This is a genomic window from Pyxidicoccus sp. MSG2, from assembly GCF_026626705.1.
Taxonomy (GTDB): domain Bacteria; phylum Myxococcota; class Myxococcia; order Myxococcales; family Myxococcaceae; genus Myxococcus.
In genome coordinates this window covers 9,762,302-9,783,758 of the sequence record NZ_JAPNKC010000001.1, presented here as the reverse complement: position 1 = coordinate 9,783,758, position 21,457 = coordinate 9,762,302, and the positions used below count along the sequence as shown (strand labels likewise).

The 21,457-nt window shown below is 68.8% G+C and carries 16 protein-coding genes; 4 read left to right on the top strand and 12 right to left on the bottom strand.

Annotated features, from left to right (window positions below; genetic code table 11):
• Window positions 1–3: 3 nt before the first annotated feature.
• The 6 genes from OV427_RS38405 to OV427_RS38380 all read right to left on the bottom strand — a co-directional run bounded on the left by OV427_RS38405 (window position 4) and on the right by OV427_RS38380 (window position 10,114).
• Complete coding sequence (locus OV427_RS38405) at window positions 4–1,920, bottom strand: DEAD/DEAH box helicase (RefSeq protein ID WP_267861194.1); 1,917 nt, start codon at window positions 1,918–1,920, stop codon at window positions 4–6.
• Between the two features lie 12 nt (window positions 1,921–1,932).
• A complete protein-coding gene (cglE, locus tag OV427_RS38400; protein ID WP_267861193.1) occupies window positions 1,933–2,562 on the bottom strand; it encodes an adventurous gliding motility protein CglE in 630 nt (209 codons plus the stop codon).
• A 105-nt stretch (window positions 2,563–2,667) separates the two neighbouring features.
• The gene (gltG, locus tag OV427_RS38395; protein ID WP_267861192.1) at window positions 2,668–4,611 is read right to left on the bottom strand and encodes an adventurous gliding motility protein GltG; all 1,944 of its coding nucleotides are present in this window, start codon (window positions 4,609–4,611) and stop codon (window positions 2,668–2,670) included.
• A gap of 78 nt (window positions 4,612–4,689) precedes the next feature.
• On the bottom strand, window positions 4,690–4,965 hold the full coding sequence (gene cglF / locus OV427_RS38390; protein WP_163998542.1) for an adventurous gliding motility protein CglF: 276 nt from the start codon (window positions 4,963–4,965) through the stop codon (window positions 4,690–4,692).
• A gap of 128 nt (window positions 4,966–5,093) precedes the next feature.
• The gene (gltE, locus tag OV427_RS38385) at window positions 5,094–6,560 is read right to left on the bottom strand and encodes an adventurous gliding motility TPR repeat lipoprotein GltE (RefSeq protein ID WP_267861191.1); all 1,467 of its coding nucleotides are present in this window, start codon (window positions 6,558–6,560) and stop codon (window positions 5,094–5,096) included.
• On the bottom strand, window positions 6,560–10,114 hold the full coding sequence (locus OV427_RS38380; protein ID WP_267861190.1) for a tetratricopeptide repeat protein: 3,555 nt from the start codon (window positions 10,112–10,114) through the stop codon (window positions 6,560–6,562). The genes gltE and OV427_RS38380 overlap by 1 nt, the downstream gene beginning before the upstream one ends.
• Window positions 10,115–10,397: 283 nt before the next feature.
• On the opposite strand from OV427_RS38380, the gene OV427_RS38375 reads away from it, so the two are divergent.
• Window positions 10,398–11,051 carry a hypothetical protein gene (locus OV427_RS38375; protein ID WP_267861189.1) on the top strand — a complete coding sequence of 218 codons (654 nt, stop codon included), beginning with the start codon at window positions 10,398–10,400 and terminating at the stop codon, window positions 11,049–11,051.
• A 58-nt stretch (window positions 11,052–11,109) separates the two neighbouring features.
• On the top strand, window positions 11,110–12,090 hold the full coding sequence (locus tag OV427_RS38370; RefSeq protein ID WP_267861188.1) for an ATP-binding protein: 981 nt from the start codon (window positions 11,110–11,112) through the stop codon (window positions 12,088–12,090).
• 13 nt (window positions 12,091–12,103) lie between these two features.
• Here the strand turns inward: OV427_RS38370 and OV427_RS38365 are convergent, their stop codons facing one another.
• Genes OV427_RS38365 through OV427_RS38350 form a run of 4 tightly spaced genes read right to left on the bottom strand, consistent with a single transcriptional unit; the run spans window position 12,104 to window position 15,463 of the window.
• Complete coding sequence (locus tag OV427_RS38365; RefSeq protein ID WP_267861187.1) at window positions 12,104–12,895, bottom strand: hypothetical protein; 792 nt, start codon at window positions 12,893–12,895, stop codon at window positions 12,104–12,106.
• A 6-nt stretch (window positions 12,896–12,901) separates the two neighbouring features.
• Entirely contained in the window at window positions 12,902–13,489 is a 588-nt protein-coding gene (locus OV427_RS38360) for an imm11 family protein (RefSeq protein WP_267861186.1), read from the bottom strand.
• Entirely contained in the window at window positions 13,486–14,292 is an 807-nt protein-coding gene (locus OV427_RS38355; protein ID WP_267861185.1) for an AHH domain-containing protein, read from the bottom strand. Before OV427_RS38355 ends, OV427_RS38360 begins: the two co-directional genes overlap by 4 nt.
• Window positions 14,285–15,463, bottom strand: coding sequence for a beta-ketoacyl synthase N-terminal-like domain-containing protein (locus OV427_RS38350; protein ID WP_267861184.1), 1,179 nt, complete (start codon window positions 15,461–15,463; stop codon window positions 14,285–14,287). Before OV427_RS38350 ends, OV427_RS38355 begins: the two co-directional genes overlap by 8 nt.
• Window positions 15,464–15,616: 153 nt before the next feature.
• Here OV427_RS38350 and cutA point away from each other — a divergent pair, with 153 nt between their 5' ends.
• Window positions 15,617–15,943: a divalent-cation tolerance protein CutA gene (cutA, locus tag OV427_RS38345; protein WP_267861183.1), complete on the top strand. Its 327-nt coding sequence runs from the start codon at window positions 15,617–15,619 to the stop codon at window positions 15,941–15,943.
• Window positions 15,940–16,851, top strand: coding sequence for a phosphotransferase family protein (locus tag OV427_RS38340; protein ID WP_267861182.1), 912 nt, complete (start codon window positions 15,940–15,942; stop codon window positions 16,849–16,851). The genes cutA and OV427_RS38340 overlap by 4 nt, the downstream gene beginning before the upstream one ends.
• Before the next feature lie 20 nt (window positions 16,852–16,871).
• Here OV427_RS38340 and OV427_RS38335 read toward each other — a convergent pair whose 3' ends face one another.
• Both OV427_RS38335 and OV427_RS38330 read right to left on the bottom strand, forming a co-directional pair.
• The gene (locus OV427_RS38335) at window positions 16,872–18,593 is read right to left on the bottom strand and encodes a sensor histidine kinase (RefSeq protein WP_267861181.1); all 1,722 of its coding nucleotides are present in this window, start codon (window positions 18,591–18,593) and stop codon (window positions 16,872–16,874) included.
• 216 nt (window positions 18,594–18,809) lie between these two features.
• Window positions 18,810–21,419, bottom strand: a complete 2,610-nt coding sequence (locus tag OV427_RS38330) for a N,N-dimethylformamidase beta subunit family domain-containing protein (protein WP_267861180.1) — start codon at window positions 21,417–21,419, stop codon at window positions 18,810–18,812.
• Window positions 21,420–21,457 lie beyond the last annotated feature (38 nt).

Below are 21,457 nucleotides of genomic sequence, written 5' to 3'. Positions count from 1 at the left end.
TTGCTACTCAGCCGAGGGAGCGGCCGGAGGAGTCTCGCCGCCCTCTCCGCCCTCTCCACCGTCCGCCGCGTCAGAGGCGGGAGCCGGAGCCACGGCCGGCGCTTCCGGAAGGGCCTTGGCCCGCTCCACACCGGCGGTGTCGCCCATCTGCGTGTAGAGGGCGACGGCCTTGTCGCGCTGCTGCAGCTCCTCCGCGAGCGCGGCGGCGCGCGTGAGGTTGCCGAGCTTCTCGTGCAGAGGAAGCGCCTTGTCCTTGCGGCCGGCGCCCTCCCAGGCCTCGGCGGCGGCGGCGGTGTCGCCGAGCAGCTCCAGCCACCGGGCGCGGCCCGCCGGCTTCTGCTCCGCCTCGGCGCGGGCCAGTTCCTTCTGGGCCAGCTCCTTCGCCTCGTCGTCCAGCTTCAGGCGCTGCATGAAGTGGAAGGCCTTGGGCGGAGGCAGCGGGCTGAGCACCTCCACGGCCTCGCGGCGCTGCCCCACGGCCGCCAGCAGCGTGGCGGCGCCGAGCCTGTCACCGCGCTCCACCAGGCTCTTCACCTCGAGCCCGCGGATGCGGTTGGCGCTGGCCATGTCCCGGGAGCGCTCGTACGACTTGCGCGCCAGGGTGAGCTTTCCGGCACGCTCGTAGGCGAGCGCCGCCTGGTCGAACTGGCGCGCGCGCTCGTACAGCCGGGCCACGTTCTCGAAGTCGCCCTTGCCCACGTAGTGCTCCATGAGGAGCTCGTAGGCGCCGGCCTTCTCCAGCGTGGGAGCGAGCTGGTCCGGGGGCAGCGTGCCCACCAGCCGGCGCGCGATGTCGTTGTTGCCACCGGCCAGGGCGTTGCGCAGGGCGCTCTTGAGGTCCCCACCCTGCTCGAACAGGCGCGCGGCCTCGGCGAACGAGTTGTTGCGCTCGTGCAGGCGGCCCGCGTCGCGCGTGCGACCCATGGCCTCCAACTGCTTCACCTGCTCCTGCCAGTCGCCCGTCAGCTCGGGCAGCGGACGCTCGCCCCGCTCGGGACGCTCCGGACGGGGGCCGCGCTCGGGACGCTCGCCCCGGGGCGGACGCTCCGGACGCGCGGCGCGCTCGGGACGCTCGCCCCGCTCGGGACGGGCCCCACGCTCTCCGCGCTCACGACGCTCGCCCCGCTCGGGACGGTCGCCGCGAGGAGGACGCTCCTCGGACCGGGGCGCCGCAGCGGGCTCCTCGGTCTCCGGGCCGGGCTGGCGGCCGCTGGCGCTGAAGGCCGACTCGGCGCGCTCACGGTCACCCGCCGCACGCCAGGCCTGGCCCACCAGGAACATGACGTCCGTCCAGGCGTCGAACTTCTCCTTCGCCGGGTCCACCGCGGGCGCCGCGGGTGCGGCGGCCTCGGCCGGAGCAGCAGCCTCTCCCTCGGCGGGAGCGGCACCCTCGGCCGGAGCAGCGGCCTCTCCCTCGACGGGAGCAGCAGCCTCGGCCGGAGCCTCCGCCGGTGCGGCACCTTCCGCCGGAGCAGCCGACGCCTCGGGGGCGGGCGGCTTCGGCTGGCGCTGCACGCGCAACAGCGTGGTGATGAGGCGGCCACGCGTGTTGAGGTCCAGATCCTCCAGGGACTTCAGGCGCATGGGCCGCAGCGAGCGGACGATGGCCTGCAGCGGCCCCTTCTCCGCCGTGAAGTCCGTCTTCGAGAGCGCCTTCTCCAGGGTGCTCAGCTCGGCGATGACGCGCTGGCCGGGACCGACCGGACCCTCATCGCGGTCTCTGCGACCACGGCCATCACCGCGCCCGCGGCCTCCGTCTCGACCGCCAGGACCGCCGGGGCCACCACGGCCGCCGCCGAAGCCGCCGCCGCCAAAACCACCGCCTCCCGGGCCATCACGGCGCGGACCCTGGCCCGGCGCACCCCCGTCACGACCACGCCCACCGGGGCGCGGCCCACCGCTTCCATTCTCCTGAGGCACGTCTTTCTCCCGCTAGAACGCGTAGCGAATGTTCGGCGCCACCGCGAACCCGAAGGAGCCTCCGTTAACGAGATAGTTCCCCGTTACCTCGAGCCCCACGGAAAAGTGGCGCAGCCTTGTGTAGTACTCCACTCCGGGCCCGGCAAACACAAGAATGTCGGAATCAGGAAGGAGACGCTTCGGCGAGAACATCGCGAGGCCTCCGCCGGCGCGGAGGTAGAACCACGTGCGCTTCGTTTCCTGGCTGTCCGCCAGGCCCAGCAGGCGCGCACGCAGGGCCACGCCGGGCACCATCGACGAGAAGTCACCGGACACCGCACCGCCCGAGTTGCCGACGTACTCGGCGCTCGTCCGGATGCTGGAGCCCATGATGAACACGCCCAGGGAGAGGCGCTCGCCCAGGTCCACGCCCACCTCCACCTGCGCCATGGGGCCCGCGGAGAACGGCCGCGGAGTGCCCTCGGGGGCCGGCGGGTTGGTGAGGAACAACGGGCCACCCATCACCGCGAAGTACAGGCCCCGCTCGATTTCATCGAAGGTGACGGCGGGGCGGTCCCCGTTGGCGGGGGCGGACTGCTGGGCGCTCGCGGCCAGGGGAAGGACGAACGAGGCGCACAGGGCAAGGGGGGCGAGGGCTTTCATGCGGTCCTGACGTTAGCGCGACTCCCGTGGGGGACGGGAGCCCTTGGAAACAGCGCGGGCGGCCCGGCTTCAGGTCCGCCCGCGCAGCAGGGAAACAGCCCGGCGTTACTCGCCGGCCTGCTTGAAGATGAACGGATAGGTGACGACCACCACGCCGCCACCCTTCGGCTCGGGGAACTTCCAGGTGCGCACGCGGCCCGCCACGCACGTCTCCAGCTCCGCGTTGCCCGCGGTGGACTGGGCCACCGAGGACGACGCCACCGAGCCGGTGCCGGTGATGACGAACTTCACGGACACCTTGCCGCCCAGCTTCGGGAAGCGGTTGAGCAGGCTCTCGTAGCAGTAGCGGATCTGCCCGCGGTTCATCTGGATGACCTTGCGGATGAGCTCCTTGTCCAGCGAGCCCATGACCTCCGGCTCGGACGAGGTGATGCCCACGTCCACGCTCTGCTTGCCTCCCAGCACGCCCACGCCGTTGCCGTAGGTGCCGGTACCGCCGCCACGGCCCTTGGTGCCGACGGCGCCGATGCCGACGGAGTCACCCGTGCCGCCGCCGCCACCGCCGCCACCGCGCAGGCCCAGGCCGCCGAAGCCGCCCGAGTCACCCGCCTTGGCGCCGAACATGTTGCCCATGGCGCTCTTCAGGTCGCCGCCCAGGCCATTCTTGCCGAAGACGGTGGAGATGCCGCCCTTGCCGGAGCCGAAAATCTTGGCCGTCAGCGCGCGGGCCTCGTCCTTCTTGCTCGGGTCGCCCTTGGGTGCGGTGCGGTTGTTCGTCTTGGCCGCGTCCTTCTTGCCCATCTGCCCTTCTTCGCCGCGGCTCTTGGCGGCCATCTCGCCGCTCTTCTTCGCCTCCTTCTGCTGGTTGAGGCGCTCGAGGAACTTGTTCTTCTGGGCCTCGGGGGGCTTGATGATGAGCTTGGCGATGCGGGCGTTGTCCGCGGACAGCTCGTCCGCGTACATGTCGTCGTCGCCGGGGCGGTTCATGGCGGTGATGACGAACGCGGTCGCCGCGAAGAACATCACCAGGAAGATGTTGAGCGCCGTGTAGTCCAGCGACTCGCCAATCGGCGCCACCACGCGCTTGGGCACCGGCTGGAAGGCGGCCTCGAGCGTGACGCCGCCCAGGTCCACCCAGAGGAAGTCCTCCGCGTCCAGCGTCACCGTGTACGCGTCACCCTCGTGCGAGGCCTTGCCGGACTCGATGACCTCCTTGAGGTCCTTCGTGTCGCCCTTGCGGGTCAGCTCGCCCTTCATCTTGCCCGTGAAGCGCACGGAGAAGGACTGCCCGTCGGCGCGCAGCACCTCGAACTTGGGGGCGCCCAGCTTCGCGTCGCCCATGATGAAGTCCACGTCCGAGGCGCTGCCCACGGTGAACGCGCGCTTCGCCCCCGGCGGGATGAAGAACTCGCCCACGCGCTGGTCACCCCACGCGAAGCGCAGTCCCACGCCCATGGGGCCATTGGACTTCGACTTGCGCACGGTGCGCACGCGCGGCGCGGCCTCGACCGCCGGAGCAGCGGGCGCGGCGACAGCGACGGGCACGGGCTCGGCGGCGGGCGCCACCGCGTTCTGCTGCGTGGCGGCGAACGACGCGTCCAGCGCGCCCGTGGCCGCCGCTGCGGGAGGCACGGCCGCCGCGGCCTGCGCCAGGCCCACGGCCGGCGTCTGGGCGCCCAGCACGGGGTTCTTCTCGGTCGTCTCGTCCGTGCCGGCCACGGCCACGGCCAGGTTGGCGGCCGCCACCGCGGCCGGGTTCTCCAGGCGGATGGTGGTGCCACCCACGCGGATCTCGTCACCGAAGGTCAGCTGCCCCTTGTTGACGCGCTTGCCGTTGACGTACGTGCCCTCGACGCTGCCCATGTCGATGATGGACATGGCGCCGTCGGTGGCGACCTCGATGACGGAGTGGATTCGGCTGACCTTCTCGTCCTCCAGGCACAGGTGCGCGGAAGAGAGACGGCCAATCTTGATGATGTCGCGCTCGTAGTCCTTGGAGGCGACCAGCGAGTCGCCCTTGAAGACCTTGAGTGTCAGAGGAACGGCCATGAGGGCTCCTGCGTAGGGTGGGTATTGGCTACAGACAACGCTCGCTCCGCCGGGTTCCCGATGGAGCGCTGACGCCGCCTACAGCTCCCCCACGGACTGCATCACCTTGTCCTCGAAGTCCTCGCGGATGCGGATGAGGTTCGAGTGCTTCACCTTGTCGCGCGCCTCGATGTACTCGCCATCGGGCTTCGTGAGGTCGCCTTCGATGGTGTCGTCCTCGAAGTCGATGTTCGTGGTCTTGGAGTAGCGCACATTGCCCTCTCCACTCCCACCGCCCTGGGACTTGTTGCCCTCGTCCTGGGCGAAGGCCGGAGCCACAGCAAGGACCGCGCACAGCATCAGAGCCTTCCGCATCACTGCCTCCCACGAGGGCCTCTACCGGGCCCGTCCTACCGCGCGTCCCCCTTTGGAGGGGACGCCCAAGGTTCGCATCTTCCCCCGAGGCCCCGCCACAGCGAAGGCACCCGGGGACGTCGCACGTTTCACAGCAGGTCGTCTTCGGGCTCCGAAGGATCCGCCGTGCCTGCATTCTTCTTTTCAGTCGCCCCACCCGCCGGGGCCGCCTCGGGGGCGGGCGCGGGGGCCGGGGTGACGGTACCGCCGGCGGGCGTGGCCTGCGGGGAGGTACCGGTGGCGGAGGCGGGCGTCACGGTGCCCGCGGGCTGCGGGGCCGGGGCGGCCTGCTTGTCCGCGGCCTGCATCTGGGCCTGCTGCTTCTTCTGCAGCTCCTCCATCTGCTTCGCCTGGTCCTCGGCGTGCTTCGCCTCGCGCTTGGCGTTGACGATGGCCTCCGCCTCGCGCAGCAGCCCGAACACGGGCGACTCGGCGGACAGGGCCACGTCGCCGCCGGCCATGGCGATGTACTTCTTGTACAGCTCCACGGCGCGCTCGGGGGCGTCCTTCACCTTGTGGAGGATGATGGCGCGGTTGAGGCTCACCGCCGCGAGCTCGGGGTCCAGCTTCTCCGCCTCGTCGTACTCCTGCATGGCCTTGTCGAACTGGCCCTGGCCCTTGTACGCGACGCCCAGGTTGAGGTGCGCGGTGGCGTTCTTCCCGTCCGCCTGGAGGACGCGGCGCAGGTGCTCCTCGGCGCCGGTGTAGTCCTCCGACTCCAGGGACAGCTGCGCCATGGCCACGTGCGAGGGCACGTAGTCGTCACGCACCTCCAGCGCCTTCTTGAAGGACAGCCGCGCCTCGTCCTTGTCCCCTTCCTTGAGGAGGATGAGGCCCACGGCGTGGTGCAGCTCCGGGTCCGTTGCGTCCAGCTTCACGCCACGCAGCGCCACCAGCTTCGCCATGGCCAGCTGCTTGCGGTCCAGGTAGCTGCGAATCATCACCTTCAGCGCGGTGGTGGACTGCGGATCGCGCATCAGCGCGCCGCGGGACAGCTCCATCGCCTTGTCGTGGTCTCCCTGCTGCCGGTAGATCTCCGCCAGGCGGGCGCGGGACTGGGCGTCGTCCGGGTAGCGCTGCAGCACCTCCTGGTAGAGGGCCACCGCGCCGGCCACGTTGCCGCCGTTCTGCTCCATGACGGCCAGGTTCTCCGCGGCCTGGCGCAGCGAGGGCTTCTTGGCGAGGGCCTGCTTGTACTGCGCGCGGGCCTCGTCATTCTTGCCCTGGCGCTCGGCGATGACACCGAGGTTGTAGTGGGCCTCGGCGAAGTTCGTGTCGGACTCCAGCGCCAGCTTGAACTTGCGCTCCAGCGTCGGGTAGTCGAACGCCTTCGCCTTCTTCTGCGCGTCGAACGCCTTCACGGCGTCCTCGAAGCGGGCCTTGGCCGTGTTGGAGATGGGCGGGGGCGCCGGCTCCTTGCCGGGCGTCTGCGCCGTGGGGGACTTCACCGGCGGGGTGGGGCCGGTGGCCTTGGAGGCCGTGCAGCCGGCGGCCACGAGCGACGTGGCGACCAGAAGGGGGAACAGGCGCATGGTGTGAGTCATCGTCCGGTTCATTAGAGGAAGTCCTCCGGCTCCTCGTCAGCCGTGCCCTGCTTCGTGGGCGCGGCCCCGTCCTTGGAGGCGGCGGGCTTGGAGTCCACCTGGGTCTCTGTCTGCGAGCGCAGCTGCGCGGTGAGGTCCGTGAGGTCCTCGTTCAGCTCCGCCGCCTTGGCCTTCTGCGACTCCGCGGCGGCCTTGGGGGCCGGCGGGGGCACGTCCTGGATGGCGGCCAGCAAGTCACCCCCGATGAGGTGCTCGCGGCCCTTGAGCGCCACCTTCTCCTCCGGCATGTCCGGGAAGCGGTCCGGCGCGTAGGTGGTGCGCAGCATCTTCAGACTCTCCGCGGCGCAGTCGTTGTACACGTCCAGCTCGCGGCTCTTGCTCACCGTGGCGGCGAAGGCCTCGGTGGCCTTGTCCTTCAGCGGCTGGGCCTGGTTGGCGAACTCGTCGCGCAGGGCCTGCTGCGCCTCCTCGTCCAGCCCGCGCGGCATGGGCGCGTTGATGACGCGGTCGGCGAAGTGGTCATACGCGAGGCCGATGCGATTGAGCGCGCAGATGGCGGACTCGGGCGCGCCCAGGGCCACCGTCTGCACGTACTTCTTCTCCACCACCTGCAGCGCCTTGCTCTTGTCCTGGATGCTGGCGCGGAAGCGGTCCGGCGACGGCGGCGCGCCCCAGTACAGCTTCAGCCGCTTGTACTCCTGCCAGTCCAGGTCCACGGAGAGGAACTGCGCCTGCGCGGAGGTGGCCAGCGCCGGCTTCTCCAGCGTCGTCTGCACGCGGCGGGGCAGCTGGTCGAAGTGCTCGTAGACGCGCTTGTACATGCGCGACACGTCCCGCGACTTCCCCATCTTCTTGTAGAGGTCGATGATGCGCCCCTCGGCCGTGAGGAACTTGCTGGCCGAGCGCATGTTGTCGCGCTCGTACTCTTCCAGCATCTTGATGGCGCGCATGCCACCGCCGGCCTTGCCCGTCAGGTCGATGATGGACAGGCGGATCTCATCCGCGTCCTTCGCCTTGGGCCACAGCTCCAGGTAGTGCTCGCGGTTCTTCAGCGCCGCCTTCGTCTGGCCCAGCCCCGCGCGGTACGTGGAGGCGTTGAACAGCGCCACCTGCGCCTTCGACTCCTCCCACTTCTGCGGGACGGCGGGCTTCTCGTCGCCGCCCTTCTTGCCGCGCGCCTTGCCGGCGCCCTTCTCCGACACGCTGCGCTCGTAGCCGCGCACGTAGGCCTCGTAGGTGGCCGCCGCGTCCTCGAAGTCGCCGATGGCCTCCAGCGCCTCCGCGTTGGCGTAGATGGAGTCCGGCACGTACTTGGACCGCGGGTACTTCGCGAACAGGCTCTTGCGGACCTCGATGGTCTTATCCAGCTGCTTCGCCTTGTAGTAGTCGACGGACGCGTTGTAGAGCGCCAGGTCGGCGATCTCCGTCTGCGGGAAGTCCTTCACGAAGGCGAGGTACGCCTCGGCCGCCTTCTGGAACTCCTTCTTCTCCTCCAGCTGGCTGACGAGCTTGAAGGACGACTGCTCGATGATCTTGGCCAGGTCCTCGCGGAACTTGCCCACCGCCAGCTTGTCGTTGGCGTAGAAGCGCCGCGCCCACTCGTTCACCTTCGAGAAGTCCTGCAGCAGGTTGTACGAGTCGAGGATGAGGTTGGCGGCGATTTCCGAAGCGCGCTCGCCGTTCTCGAACTTGTACTCGGGGTAGCCCAGCGCGATTTCGCTGAAGCGCAGCACCGCCTCGTCGAAGTGGTTGTGGCGGTAGTAGATGTTGGCCGCCTTGAAGGCGATCTCCACCCGCTTGTCGCCCTTGGGCACGTACTTGAGGTAGCGCTCGCACGCGTCGAGCAGCGCCTTCTTCAGCGGGGGGATGGTGGCCTTCTTGGTGATGTCCGAGCCCGCCACGCTCTTGTCCTCGCCGCGCGCCTCGCCGGCCTTCACCACTTCGTCGTAGGCGAGCACCGCGTTGTAGGCGGCGTTCTGCAGCCACTTGCCCGGCTTGCCCGGCTTCGCCTTGCCCTTGTCGTCCTTGGCCTCCAGCACCTTCGCGTCCTGGAGGACGACGAGCGTGTAGTTGGCGGCGGCCTTGTCGTAGTTCTGCAGGTTGTCGTTGAGGAGCTCCGCCCAGAAGAAGCGCAGGTCGTACGCCTTGGGGTTCTCCGGGAAGAGCGTGAGGTAGTCGCTGTACACGGCGTCCGCGTACTTGAACGTCTCCTCGTTGCGCGTCTTCTTGCCCTCGTTGTGCCAGGTGACGGCGAGGTTGGACAGCGTGCGCTCGGAGAGCTCCTTCGCCTCCGCCAGGAGCTTCTTGTCCTTGTCGTCCTTGATGACGCCGGAGGACTCGACCTCCTTCATGATCTTCACGAGCCGGCGCACCTGGGCCACGGTGCGCTCCTTGTTGCCCATGCGGAGGACGCAGTCGACGATCTTCCCCTGGAAGCCGGGCGCCTCGGGCGACAGCGGCTTCTCCTTGATGAGGCCGTTGAAGGTGATCGCCGCCTCGCGGTCCTTGCCGTCCCCGTAATAGAGGTTCGCGAGCTGCTTCAGCATCGTGAAGCGGTCGTCGGGGTTGGTGGCCACCTTGCCGAATTCCGCGCGGGCCTGGGCCACGTCACCCTGGTTCGCGTACGCGCGCACGTAGTCGGTGCGCGCCTCGCGCACCAGCGAGCTCTTGCCGCTCTTGCCGCCGTCCTTCTCCACCGCGCTGGCGCCGGCCAGCTCGCCGTAGAGCACCACCGTCTTGAACTTGTCCTTGGCGCCCTCGTAGTCGCCCATGTTGTAGTGACACCAGCCCTGCTTGTAGAGGGCGAAGGCGTACACCTGGCTCTCGGGGAACTCGGCGGCCTTCTTGTAGGCCACGAGCGCCTTCTCCAGCTCCGGGCGCTTTCCCTTGGAGTTGTTGAAGTAGTACTCGCCGAACGCCAGGTAGGCGTCGGGGATGTACTTGGACTGGGGATACTTCTCCACCAGCCGCTTGAAGGCCACGAGCGCCTTGCGCTCCTGGCCCTCCTCCATGAGGTACTGGCCGAGGAAGAAGAGCACCTCGTCGGTGCGCTCGAACTTCGGGTGCTCCTGGACGATCTTCGTGTACTGCTCGACGGCGAGCTTGCCGTACTCCTTCTGCTTCGCGGTGAGCTCCGCCTTCTCCGCCTTGGCGCGCTGCTGGCCCATGGCGTCGTTGCGGTTCATCGCCTTGATGAGCTCGTCGTCCTTCCGGTTGGCCTCGAAGAAGTAGAACTTCGACTCCTCCCAGTAGAACTCGCCCAGGCGGAACAGGAGGCTGGGGACCTCCTTCTGATCCGGCGACAGGGAGATGATCTTCTTCAGCGACTGGATCTGCTCGCGGCGCTTGGAGGCCACCTGCAGCTCCACGCCCAGCCGGAACTGGTCGTACTGGAGCGCGGGTGCGACCTCCTCCTTCTTCTTTTCACGGGTGATGTCACCGGCCAGGGACTTGTCCACCGCGGTGGCGGACTTCCGGCCGAGATCGGCATCGCGCGTGGCTTTCTTTTCCTGGGCGGCGGACGCCGTGGCCAGGAGCACGAGGCAGACGAGTAGCGAACGGCGCATGGTCTTCCTAGGGGAGGGGGACCGGCGTCCCCGGTAGCTTGCCTGCTCGGCAAGTATCCGGGAATCTTCGGGAATTTCCATTCGGGGAGGCTCACTATGCGCGGTTTGGCCGCAGCGGGTCAACCATGACTGGCCGGCTGCTGGCCGTGTGGAAAGCACGCCGGAAATCTTCCAGAAGCGCTGTGAAAAAGGCGACGCGGGAGTTGCCTTGTCGGACCCAGCGGGTATGGGGGAGCAGTCGGCCGGCTGCTCGGCTGCCCTGTCCTGGAGTACGTGTCGGATCATGAGTCTGCTCCCCGAGAGCGCCAGCTTCGAGGAGCTGGTGCAGGACTACTTCCTCGCGGTGCGCGGCGCGGGGTTGATGCTGTCCGCGCTGGACACGGAGCTTTTGACGACCTGGGCCCGGGAAGGCGTTCCCTTCGAAGTGGTGGCGCGAGGCATTGCCCGCTCGGCGGAGAAGGCGCTGTGGGACGCGCGGCCCGGAGAGCCGGTGCTGCGCTCGCTGCGCTCATGCCGGCGGCAGGTGGACGCGGAGATCAAGAAGTACCGCGCGCTGGCGGCGGGCGCGGGCGCGGAGGAGCCCCAGGCGCGCCGGAAGAAGGCCCGCACGTGGGAGGAGACCCGACACGCGCGCCTGTGCGCGGCGCTGGACGACCTGTCGGGGCGGGAAGAGGCGCTGGCGCCTCGCGTGCGGCGGGTGATGGTGACGGTGCTCTCGCACGTGCCCACCGAGCCCGCGGCCATGGATGCGCAGGAGACGCTGGCCTTCCTCATGCTGCTGCGGGCCCTGCCCTTCTTCGAGCGGCGCGCGCTGTGGCGCGAAGTCACGGAGGCGGGAGCGGAGCAGCAGGTGATGTCGGCGCGGGCGCGGCGGGTGTCACGGCGCTTCCGGGTGTTGGTGGCGGTGCGGCGGCGGTTGGGCATGAAGGAAGTGTGAGGGGAACGCCTGACTGGACACCTGTTCAGTTGGCTGACGGGCGCGGGGAGGCTCTGTTATGGCAATGCGCGACATGGGTGCGAAGGCGACGGGCGAGGCGTGTGGGGTGTGCGGTGGGCGGACCTACGTGCTCGAGCGGCGTGGGGATGTGGCCATGGCGCGGGTGTGCGCGTGCTCGGAGAGCTGCTCCGTGTGCGGCGGGCGCGGGCACGTGCTGGTGGAGCGCGAAGGCGTGTTCAGCCAGAAGATGGGCCCCCGGCTCTACGAGGTGATGGAGCCGTGCGTGTGCACGCGGCGGCGGCGGCGCGTGTCCCTCTTCAACGACGTGGGGCTGCCCGGCGTCGTGTCGCACGCGAGCTTCGACAACTACCGGGCCTTCAACGAGGCGCAGGACCGGGGCCGCGGCGTGGCCATGCACTTCGGTCACCAGTACGTGAAGGGCGGCACGGACGCGAAGGGAGGCCCCGCGAAGGGCTTCATCCTCAGCGGCCCGGTGGGCACCGGGAAGACGCACCTGATGGCGGCCACGCTCGCGCACCTGGTGCTGGAAGTCGGCGTCCGGGCCCGCTACGTGGAGATTTCCCTGCTGTACGCCACCATCCGGCGGGGCTTCCAGGACGGCAAGAGCGGCGGTGAAATCATCGGCCCGCTGTCGGACGTGGAGGTGCTGGCCATCGACGAGCTGGGCAAGGGACGCGGCAGCCCGTTCGAGATGGAGACGCTCGATGAGCTGATTGCCCGCCGCTACAACGCGGGCCGCACCACGCTGTTCGCGACGAACTACTCGCTGGAGCCGGAGAAGAAGGCCGTGCGCGCCCCGGCGCCCACGGGCTACCGGACGACGGAGGACTCGCGCAACGCCGCGCGCGAGGCGGAGCTGTTGCGCGAGCGCGTGGGTGAGCGCATCTACAGCCGCCTCTGCGAGATGTGCACCTTCGTGGAGCTGCCCCGCGACACGCCGGACCGGCGCCGCACGCGCCAGGAGATGGACTCACCGCTGCACCACGCGCCGGGCGGGATGCGCAGCGCGGGGCGGTGAGGCCCGGCCGGGCTCAGCCGAGCGTGCGCCACTGACGCGCGTCAGGCCTCGGGCCGTTCGGCTTCGTGAGTGCGAGGGCGGGTATGCCCGGATACTGGTGCAGGAGCCCGATGCCCAGCGAGACCGCCAGTCGCGCCAGGGCCAGCCCCTCGATGAATACGAAGGGCTCTGTCTCCAGGAACTGAGGAGCGGCCCCAGGGTTCTTGCGTTGAATCGCGAGTTCCTCCCTCCGCTTGAGCTCGAGCCGCTCCATGGCGGAATCGAAAGCGGTGCGGTCCGCCTCGAGGAGAGCCTCACAGATGCCCAGCCGCTTCGGTTCCCGGTCGGCCGCGACCTCCTGTAGACGCCGGAGTCCGTCCGTGAGCCGCGCCGAGTGGCGGTCCACGGTGAGCTCCATCAGGAAGCGCATGTAGAGGAAGTCGTCCTCGTATTCGTCGTCCCTCATCCAGGTGGCCGCGCTGAGCCTCGCGATGTCGGCGGCGGTGTCGGGCTCTCCCGCCGCGAGCGCGTCGAGGAACGGGAAGGCCCGGCTGGCGCACAGGTAGTAGGGAGACTCGACGGAGCTCCACTCCACCTTCCGAAGGAGTGACAAGTAGGCCTGGGCGCTGCAGGAGAGCTGCATGAAGAAGCCCGCCGTGTCCGCCTCCAGGAGCAGCGCGCAGATGGCAAGCCGCCGGTAGTGCAGGGAGACCTCGTGGAGGGTCACCGCTTCCAGTTCGATGTGCTGGACCTCCTCCAGCGTTTCGAGCAACTGCTCAAGGGAGAACCGGAGGTTGTCCCGATGGTTTTCGAGAGAGGACTCCATGTCGTCTCACAGGAATACGGGAGCGCCGAGTTCGAGCAGCGAGAAGCCCTTCACACCCGCATCGGCCAACCTGTCCACCAGGTCGGAGCGGATGATGAAGGTTCCGGGCTGCTCCTTGATGCGGAACAGGGAGGCGGTTTCCGGAATCCTTGACACATCCAATACCAGCCGCCGGACGGCCAGGAACTCGTCGGGCTCGAATGAACTGCGGTCGTACTCCGACTGTGCCAGGTCCACGCAGTCGACCCGGCCCACGACGTTGGCGATGAAACAGGGTGCGTCGACCACGCCGTCCTTCTTGTCGAGCAGCACCACCGGAAGCCATTCGATATCGACGGGCTCTCTTTCGAGCACCTGGCGCGCGCGCCCCGAGACGAACAACTGGCCGAACTTGTTCGCAATGAAATCAGCCAGCTTCATCCCCGGCTTCGTCTTGGAGATGGGGTAGCGCGCATTCGATGGGAAGCCATCTCCAAGACGCGCGCCCTCTCCCAGCAACCAGGGCTCGGCCAGCCCCTTCGTCTCCTGCTCGAGGAAGGCATACTGCTCGCGGGGGGGCACTACGAAAATGTGATACTTGAAGATTCCGCTCATGAGAGGGCTCCACTGCGGCGCAGCCGTCCCTCGATTTCAGCCCCGACCTCCTGGATCTTGTTGATGTGCATGCCTCCAGGCATCTGCTCCAGGATGAGAAAGAGGTTGTCTGAGATCTTCTCCAGGTCCTCCTTGATGGCAACGGCTTTCTCCGGGTCAACTTCGTGGACCGACTTGTTTCCCAGCGCCTTCATCAACTTTCGCTTGAGCCACGAAAGCTTGCCCTGGGCATAGGTATCGAAGCCGGGATGGTTGTTCGGGTGGATGGGCCAGCGAACCAGGATTCCGACCAGCGTCTTCTTTGGCAGCAGGACGATGTTCCGCCCGCTGTTCAGGTTGTACCCTCCTGCCATCAGCAACTCCAGCAACTGATAGGGGTCTGGAAGGCTGTCGTCGTAGAGTTCCTGGAAGAGCATTTCATTGGCAATCATGTGATGCCAATTGTGCTTGTACGGATGATGGCCCCCGTCTCCCCCGTCGTAGGCAGGGACGAAGTTCCCGTGCTTGTCTACATCCCAGATGTCCTGGACGACAGGGGCCCCCGCCACCTGCTGTCTCGGCGTGAAGACCACCCTGTTGCCCTGACTCTTCAACACCAACCGCTGCTGCTCGAGGTTCGCGACCTTGGCCGGGTCATAGCGAGGCGCGTTGTAATACTTCTTACGCCCTTGCGTCACATCGTAGCCATTGCGCGCGTACTTGCACTGGGCCTCCTCCGCGCTCTTGTGGCGGACGATGCAGGCCTTCTTGGACTTGTGGTATTCCGAGTTCGTGGTGAGCCGTTCGACGTGTTTGTCATCCACGTGGTTCGTCCTCCTGACTGGACCGCTTCGCGCTGGTACGAACGAGTACTGCGCCCTTGAGGCCGCTCTCGCTGGACGCCCAGACGAGGATTCTCCGCCCCCGGGAGTAGCCTCGCTGAAATGCCCTGACCGCTGCGCAGAGAGAGAAGGCCGCCGTGGCCGCGCCCAACTCGCCAAATGACTCCGCGGGGCTCCACATCGCGGCCTGCGCCACGTGCGCTCGTTCGCGAATCATCACCATTCCCCACTCTCGTGCCCGCCACTCATCGCCGTTGAGGTTTCCCATGATCTTCCCCACCTCACGGGAATCAGCGGCCGCACTCCGCAACGTGCGGGCGATGGCTTCCGCCAGCGCGACTCCAGATGAAGGCTCGGAAGAAAAACGATGCTGAGGCTCACGGACGAAATGCGGGGCCTCCAGGAGTGCCAGGGTGCTTCCTTCTCTCCTTGCCGCCTCTTCTGCCCGCTCCAGGCGAATGAATGCAGCGCCTTCTCCTGGCATGAAACCGACAGGCCGCTCTGGCGTCTTCAACACCCGGAGTTCGAGCAGGACCTTCAACACCTCGGGTTCGAGCAGCGAGTCCACCCCACCAACAATACAGGCCCCCACCTCTCTCTGGCGCAGCATCTTGACGGCATCCGCGACCGCGAGGATGAAACCACCGTGTCCCTCGAAATAAAGCCGCTGAACGCCTGGGTGGAAGGCCACGCCAGACAGCTCACGGAGCCGGGGGAGGAGCATTGCCTCTACCCGTTGGCGCTTCGCTTCATGTTCCATCCGCTGCTCGGAGCGGACCTCGCTCTTCGCAGCGGCCCGCGCCCGTCGCGCCAGCAGGCTCTCGATGAAATAACCATCGTTGAGGGCAAGCAGCAGGCCGGTTCCCGCGCCAGATGGAACGCCGGGCCCTGCCGACGTCAGCAGGTCCGTGAGTGCTTCCCATCCCAGTACCGCCAGTTTTCCAATGCCCTCGAAGCCCTCTGCGCCGGGAACGGGATGCCCGACGAGAGCCGCAGGCTCGTGAGAAGCCCCGTCATGAACATGGGAGTCGGGAAGTGGGGCCGCCCTCACGATTCCCGCCCGCGCAGCAGCGCAAGATGGGATGGCCCCATGGCCCAGCGCTGACACCATGCCGAGACCGGTGATTGCGATGGCTCCCTGCGACGAGTCCATTCAGGCAGCTCCCTGAAGCAATCGGTGCCGCGGACCTGTACGGTTCGCCACGATGACAGCGGACAGGTACGCTGACAATGGACCCGCTGGACATTCCAGGGACATGCGTGAGCGCTTGGGCATGGGGCCCACCGCCTCCATTCCACTTCTGACATGACCGACGTCATCCTCGTCCTCGTCACCGCGCCCTCCACCGACAAGGCCGCCGAGCTGGCGCGCACGCTGGTGGAGGAGCAGCTCGCCGCGTGCGGCAACATCGTCCCCGGCCTGCGCTCCATCTACCGTTGGGAGGACAAGGTCCACGACGAGCAGGAAGTGCTGATCATCCTCAAGACGAAGGACGTCCTCTTCGAGGCGCTCCGCGCCCGCGTCGTCGCACTGCATCCCTATGAAGTACCCGAGGTGCTCCGCCTCGACATCACCGACGGCCACGGCCCCTACCTGGCGTGGGTGCGTGACAACGCCCGCTTCTCTCCGTGAGTGCGCCGGAGCCGTTACCCAATCCCGAGCGTGACTGGGAGCGGAAGGCGGAGCTTCGCGCGCTCGACCGCGAAGAGATTCTCCAGCGCATCGGTCCCACCGACGAGCCGTGCGAGTTGCTGAGCGGCGGCCACGCCAACGTCAACATGCGCATCGGCACCGGGCGCGTACTGCGCGTCTACCGGCGGGACACGGGGACGCTCCGCAAGGAGCAGGCACTGCTCGGCCTCGGGTGGAAGTCGTTCCGGGTGCCCGCGGTGCTCGCGTCAGGCGAGGACTTCCTCCTGCTGGAGTATGTCCCCCACGCTCCATTGCAGGGCTCTGCCGCGCATGGTGAGGCACTGGGACTCGCGCTCGCGGAAGTGCATGCACGTGGGTTCTCCGAGGCCGGACTCCTGGGGCCCACGCTGGACGTGGTGACGCCGTTCCATGACGTGTTCGCCGCGTTCCATGACCACCTGCGCTCGCAGCTCGACGCGCTGGAGCCCACGCTCCGCTCGGAGCTGTACACGCCGCTCTCCGGCTTCATCGAGCGGCATGCGGAGTCGCTGCGTGCGTGGGCCGGTGGCGCCGTGTTGCTGCATGGCGACTTCAAGGCCTCCAACCTCCATGACACGAAGACGGGCCTTCCCCTGGTCCTCGACTGGGAGTTCGCCTACGCCGGGCCCGCGCTCCTGGACGTGGGCCAACTGCTGCGCTGGGCGCCACCCGAGCCCTTCGTGGAGGCCTTCGCCGCCAGCTACCAGGAACACGGGGGACACCTGCCCGAGGACTGGCGGCGTCAGGCGGAGGTGCTCGACCTCTTCAACCTCGTCGGCCTGCTGGCGCGCGCGGCACCGGGCTCGAAGCGGGCCGTGGACGTGCGGCGACGCATCCTGACGACGCTCGGCGGACCGGACGGCGACTGACGGGGGCGCCTCGCGACGCCCTAGGACGCCTGCCGCTCGAGCAGCGCGGGGGCCTGTGACTCCCGTTCCAGAGGAGCCGCGCGCTCGCCCTCGACGAACACCGGCAGCTTCACGCGAACCGTGGTGCCCTTCCCCACCTCGCTCTCCACGGAGATTTCCCCGCCATGGGACGCGACGATGCCGTGGCACACCGCCAACCCGAGCCCCGTCCCCGTCCCCACCGGCCGCGTGGAGAAGAACGGGTCGAAGATGCGGCCGAGGTTCTCCGGCGGAATCCCGCAGCCGGTGTCCTCCACCTCCACCAGCACCGTCTGCGCTTCCTGCGCCCGCGCGCTCACGCGAATGGTGTGGCGCTGCCCTCCGCCCGGCTCGATGGCATGCGCCGCATTGAGCAACAGGTTGAGCACCACCTGGCACAGCCGAGCCCCGTTGCCATGCACGGGCGGCGCGTCGTCCACGTCCAGCACGAGCCTCGCGCGCGTGCGGATGAGGTGGATGGCCATCTTCTCCGCGCTGCGCACCACCGCCTTCAGGTCCACCGGCCCGGACTCCAGGCTGTCCGGACGCGCCAGGTTCCGCAGCTCGCGGACGATGAGGCGCACCCGCTCCGCCCCTTCCCTCGCCTCCGACAATGCCAGCCGCACCTCCGTGCGCGAGCGCTCCACGCCCCCGTCCTGCAGGCGCAGCTCCTCCTGCACGTACTCCAGGTTGCTGATGATGAAGGCCAGGGGGTTGTTGATTTCGTGCCCGATGCCGGCCGCGAGCTGCCCCACCGAGGCCAACCGGTCCGCGAACAACAACTGCGCCTGCGTGGCCTGGAGCTCCCGCAGGCTCTCCGTCAGCCGCGTGTTCGCATGCTCCAGCTCCGCCGTCCGCTCACGGACCGTCGCCTCCAGCAGCATGTTGTTGCGGCGCGTCTCCCGCTCGGAGGCCTCCGCGTCCTCGCGCGCCCGGCGCTGCCGCTCCTCGATGAGCTCGCGCAGCTGGCGCGCCATGCGGTTGAAGGCCCGCGCGAGCAGGCCATACTCATCCTCGCGTTCCTCGGGCAGCAGCTGCTCGAAGTCGCCCTGGCCCACGCGCTCCGCGCTCGCGAGGAAGTCCCGCAGGGTGCGCTGGAGCGGCACGAGCATCGTCCACGCCAACCCGCCCATGACCAGCAGCGCGACAAGGGGAAGTCCCACGCCCAGCACCTCCGCGGCCCGGAACGTCTGTCCCGTCTCGAGCAGGAGGTCGGCCCTCTCCGCCGCTTCGCCCTGCAGCGCCTGCGACAGCAGCGGCTCCACGTCGCGCAGGTACGCACCGCGGGCCTCGTTGAGGAATCGCACCTCCGCCTCGGGCTGCACCTCGCGCGCGCGCTCCGTCGTATCCACCAGCCAGCGGCGCAGGGCCTCATGCAGGCGCTCCAGCCGCGCGTTCTCGGCGTCGGAAGACACGCCTCCCGCTTCCTCCTCCCGGTCCGCCAGCCGCCGCATCCGTTCGAAGGAGGCGTCCACTCGCCGCAAGGCCTCGTCCCGGGCGCCGTCCATGGCCTGCCGGGTCTCGATGGCGTCCCGCACCGCTTGCACGTAGCGGATGGACTCCAGGCGCAGGTCGCCGAGCATCATCCCCTGCTCATCGGCGGCGAGGGCCCGGTCCTGCGAGCGCCGCCCCTGGAAGGAGCCCAGGACGAGCGCGCCTCCCATCAACACCACGAGCCCGACCGCGGCTGTAGCAAACAGCAGGAACTTTGCTCGCATCATCATGGGCTGTCTCCGCCAACCCCTCACGGGGTCAGCGCCACGCCGAGGGCCGCCGTTCGCCCTCCCAGCAGACCACCAATGATGACTTTATAACAATACAGGTACCCTGAAGGGCCCGGAAGGTACCCTGAAGGGCCCGGAGAGGCCTGGACGCCATACCGCCCGCAGTCAAAGCGGACCCGGAGGCTGGAGCCCCCGGGCCTTCACCGCGTCCGTGGGCTACCGCGCACACGGCGCAATCGCGCGCACCAGCCCGTTGCCGGAGTCCGCCACGTAGAGGCGCCCATCCGCCCCCACCGCCAGGCCCGCCGGGAGCACGAAGCTCGCGCGCTCCCCCGGCCCATCGGCATTCCCGTAGCGTCCGCTGCCCGCCATCGTCGTCACCTCGCGCGGCGAGCCGTCCCCCTCGAAGAGGATGCGCCGCACGCGGTAGTTGCCCGGGTCCGACACCGCCAGCGAGCCGTCCGGCAGCACCGCGACACCCAGGTACGGCAGGAACTGCGCCGTCTCCGGCTTCCCGTCCTTGAAGCCCGGCGTGGTGCCGGCCACCACCGAGGTGACTCCCCCGCGAATGCGCAGCACGCGCGCCATGCCCGTCTCCACCACGTACAGGGTGTTGCCATCCGCCGACACCGCCACCGCGGACGGCCGGTACATCCACTCGCCCTGCAGCGTCGTCACCGGATTGCCCAACGCCACCAGGTCGATGCGGCGAATCACGCCGTTGTTCAGGTCCGCCACCAGCAGCGCGGTGCCATCCGGCGTGAGCGCCAGCCCCGAGGGCTGGTTGAAGGCCGCCCCCATCGCGGGCCCGTCCTGCATGCCCGGCGTCGTCCCGGCGAACACCTCCGCCTTCCCTCCGTCCGCCGGGATGCGGCGGATGACATGCGCATCCGAGTCCGCGACGTAGATGTTGCCCACTGCGTCCGCGGCGATGCCCATGGGCCCGTTCAGCCCCGTGAGCACCGTGCGGATGGTGCCATCCGGCGACACGCGCTTCACCGCGTTGGCCTGCGCGTCGGCCACCGCCCACCCACCGTCCGGCAGCACCGTCACCGCCACCGGCGCGCCGAGCGCGTCCGAAGCCACCGGCGCCCCCGCGCGCGGACGCTTCCCGGGCTGCCCCGCCACCGTCTGGACGGACGGAGAGAAGGGGCCCTCGGAATGGCCGGCGTTCTTCCGCTGGAACTCCACCAGCCCCTCCGGCACCGGCCGGCCCAGCGCCTTGTAGAGGACGTTGGCGACGATGCGCGCGGCGCGCGGGTCCGCCATGTCCTCCGCGGCCAGCGTGCGCACGAAGTCGATGCCGCCCGCGGAGAAGACGTACGCACTCCCCTGCTGGCGCACCACCATGTGACTGAACCCGAAGGCCCCCTGGAGCGACAGCGCCGGGGACTCCGCCAGCACGTCCACGCCCTGCGGCGTGACGCCGTTGTCCACGAGCTGGTCCAGCTCGTAGCCGTTGGCCATCCACAGCGTGTCACCGGCCTTCAATCCCGTGCCCGCCAGCGCCCAGTGATTGGGCGCGGTGATGACGGCGGGGAAGCCGAACTGGTGCCAGCGGGCGGCGAACTGCACGCCGAGCAGCGCGTTCTCCGGACGCTTCTGCGGCAAATCCCTGAACTTCGCCGTGCGGCGCGAGTCCTTGAACGGGTCGTCCTCGTGGCCCTTGTAGCAGGTGACGATGCGGCGCGGCCGCCCGTCCGCCGCCGGCTCCAGCCGCACCTGCCAGTACGCGTTGTTCGCGCCCAGGTTGAGCAGCGAGCGTCCTTCCGCCAGCGCCCGGTCCGCATGGTCCCTGTCCCGCGAGGACCAGTACTCGTCGTGCCCGGAGAGGAGGAAGGCCTTCGCACCCGCCACGAAGTCGTAGCTGGCGTCCAGGTCCTCGTCGGTGAAGTAGCCCACGTCCAGCCCCTGCGCCTCCAGCCACTGCACGAGGCTGATGTCGTCCGTCAGCAGGTGTCCGGTGCCCTGCCCCCGGTGGTAGGGCCTGTCGTACGACGAGCGGAAGGCGCGGCTGACGCCGTGCGGCTTCATCACCTGGAACTTGTCGTCATAGAGGCTGGTGCCGCCCCACGTGTTGTAGGCGGCCCACGTCGCGGTGGGAATCAGCACCGCCACCTCCGCGCGCGGATTCGCGTCCCGCACGAAGAAGGGCACGTAGCGCTGGTAGCGGTCGTCGCGAATCAGCTTCACCACGTACACGCCGCGCACCCAGTCACCACCGATGGGAATCTCCAGCGAGGGCGCCCAGGTGCATGCAGTCATCCCGGTGTCCGGGTCCGTCGGGCACTCGGCCTGCTTCACGCCCTGCAGCGGGCCACCGCGCGCCACCTCGCGGCCCCCTGCCCCACCGTAGTGGCCCAACCGGTACACGACCCAGCGGTAGTTCTTCGCCGTGGAGAGGGACACCGCCACGCGCAACGTGTCGCCCGGCTTCACCGTGGTCTCGAGCGCGTAGCCCTCGATTTCGCGGGAGTTGGCCACCCGGTCGCCCGAGTCGCGGTTGATGCGCCACGCCGTCGTCCCGGGGCGCTGGTTCTCCTTGCGCACCGCGTCCGCGTCTCGCGGCGGCGGCTCCGGGAGCGGGCCGGCGTCCGGCTCCTCCACGCCTCCGTCGGGCTCGCCCTCTCCGCCGTCACTGCCGGCGTCGATGATGCCGGGGTGGAAGCCGCCGTCGCCACCGTCGTGTCCGTCCTCCAGGGGAGGCTCGTCATGGCGGTCGCCCACATCCGGCCGCTCGGGCGCGGGCTGCTCCTGGCAGCCGCCCCAGGCGCACAGGAGGGCCAGTCCGCCCGCCACCATCCACCACCGGCTTCCCCGTGCCATCCCGTCCTCCACCTCACGGTGTTCAGGACGCGAGGGTA

Bases quoted from the DNA above. Each gene is read 5' to 3' on its own strand.
- cglE (WP_267861193.1), bottom strand. From the start codon at position 2,562: ATGAAAGCCCTCGCCCCCCTTGCCCTGTGCGCCTCGTTCGTCCTTCCC.
- gltG (WP_267861192.1), bottom strand. From the start codon at position 4,611: ATGGCCGTTCCTCTGACACTCAAGGTCTTCAAGGGCGACTCGCTGGTC.
- cglF (WP_163998542.1), bottom strand. From the start codon at position 4,965: ATGCGGAAGGCTCTGATGCTGTGCGCGGTCCTTGCTGTGGCTCCGGCC.
- gltE (WP_267861191.1), bottom strand. From the start codon at position 6,560: ATGAACCGGACGATGACTCACACCATGCGCCTGTTCCCCCTTCTGGTC.
- OV427_RS38380 (WP_267861190.1), bottom strand. From the start codon at position 10,114: ATGCGCCGTTCGCTACTCGTCTGCCTCGTGCTCCTGGCCACGGCGTCC.
- OV427_RS38375 (WP_267861189.1), top strand. From the start codon at position 10,398: ATGAGTCTGCTCCCCGAGAGCGCCAGCTTCGAGGAGCTGGTGCAGGAC.
- OV427_RS38370 (WP_267861188.1), top strand. From the start codon at position 11,110: ATGGCAATGCGCGACATGGGTGCGAAGGCGACGGGCGAGGCGTGTGGG.
- OV427_RS38365 (WP_267861187.1), bottom strand. From the start codon at position 12,895: ATGGAGTCCTCTCTCGAAAACCATCGGGACAACCTCCGGTTCTCCCTT.
- OV427_RS38360 (WP_267861186.1), bottom strand. From the start codon at position 13,489: ATGAGCGGAATCTTCAAGTATCACATTTTCGTAGTGCCCCCCCGCGAG.
- OV427_RS38350 (WP_267861184.1), bottom strand. From the start codon at position 15,463: ATGGACTCGTCGCAGGGAGCCATCGCAATCACCGGTCTCGGCATGGTG.
- cutA (WP_267861183.1), top strand. From the start codon at position 15,617: ATGACCGACGTCATCCTCGTCCTCGTCACCGCGCCCTCCACCGACAAG.
- OV427_RS38335 (WP_267861181.1), bottom strand. From the start codon at position 18,593: ATGATGATGCGAGCAAAGTTCCTGCTGTTTGCTACAGCCGCGGTCGGG.
- OV427_RS38330 (WP_267861180.1), bottom strand. From the start codon at position 21,419: ATGGCACGGGGAAGCCGGTGGTGGATGGTGGCGGGCGGACTGGCCCTC.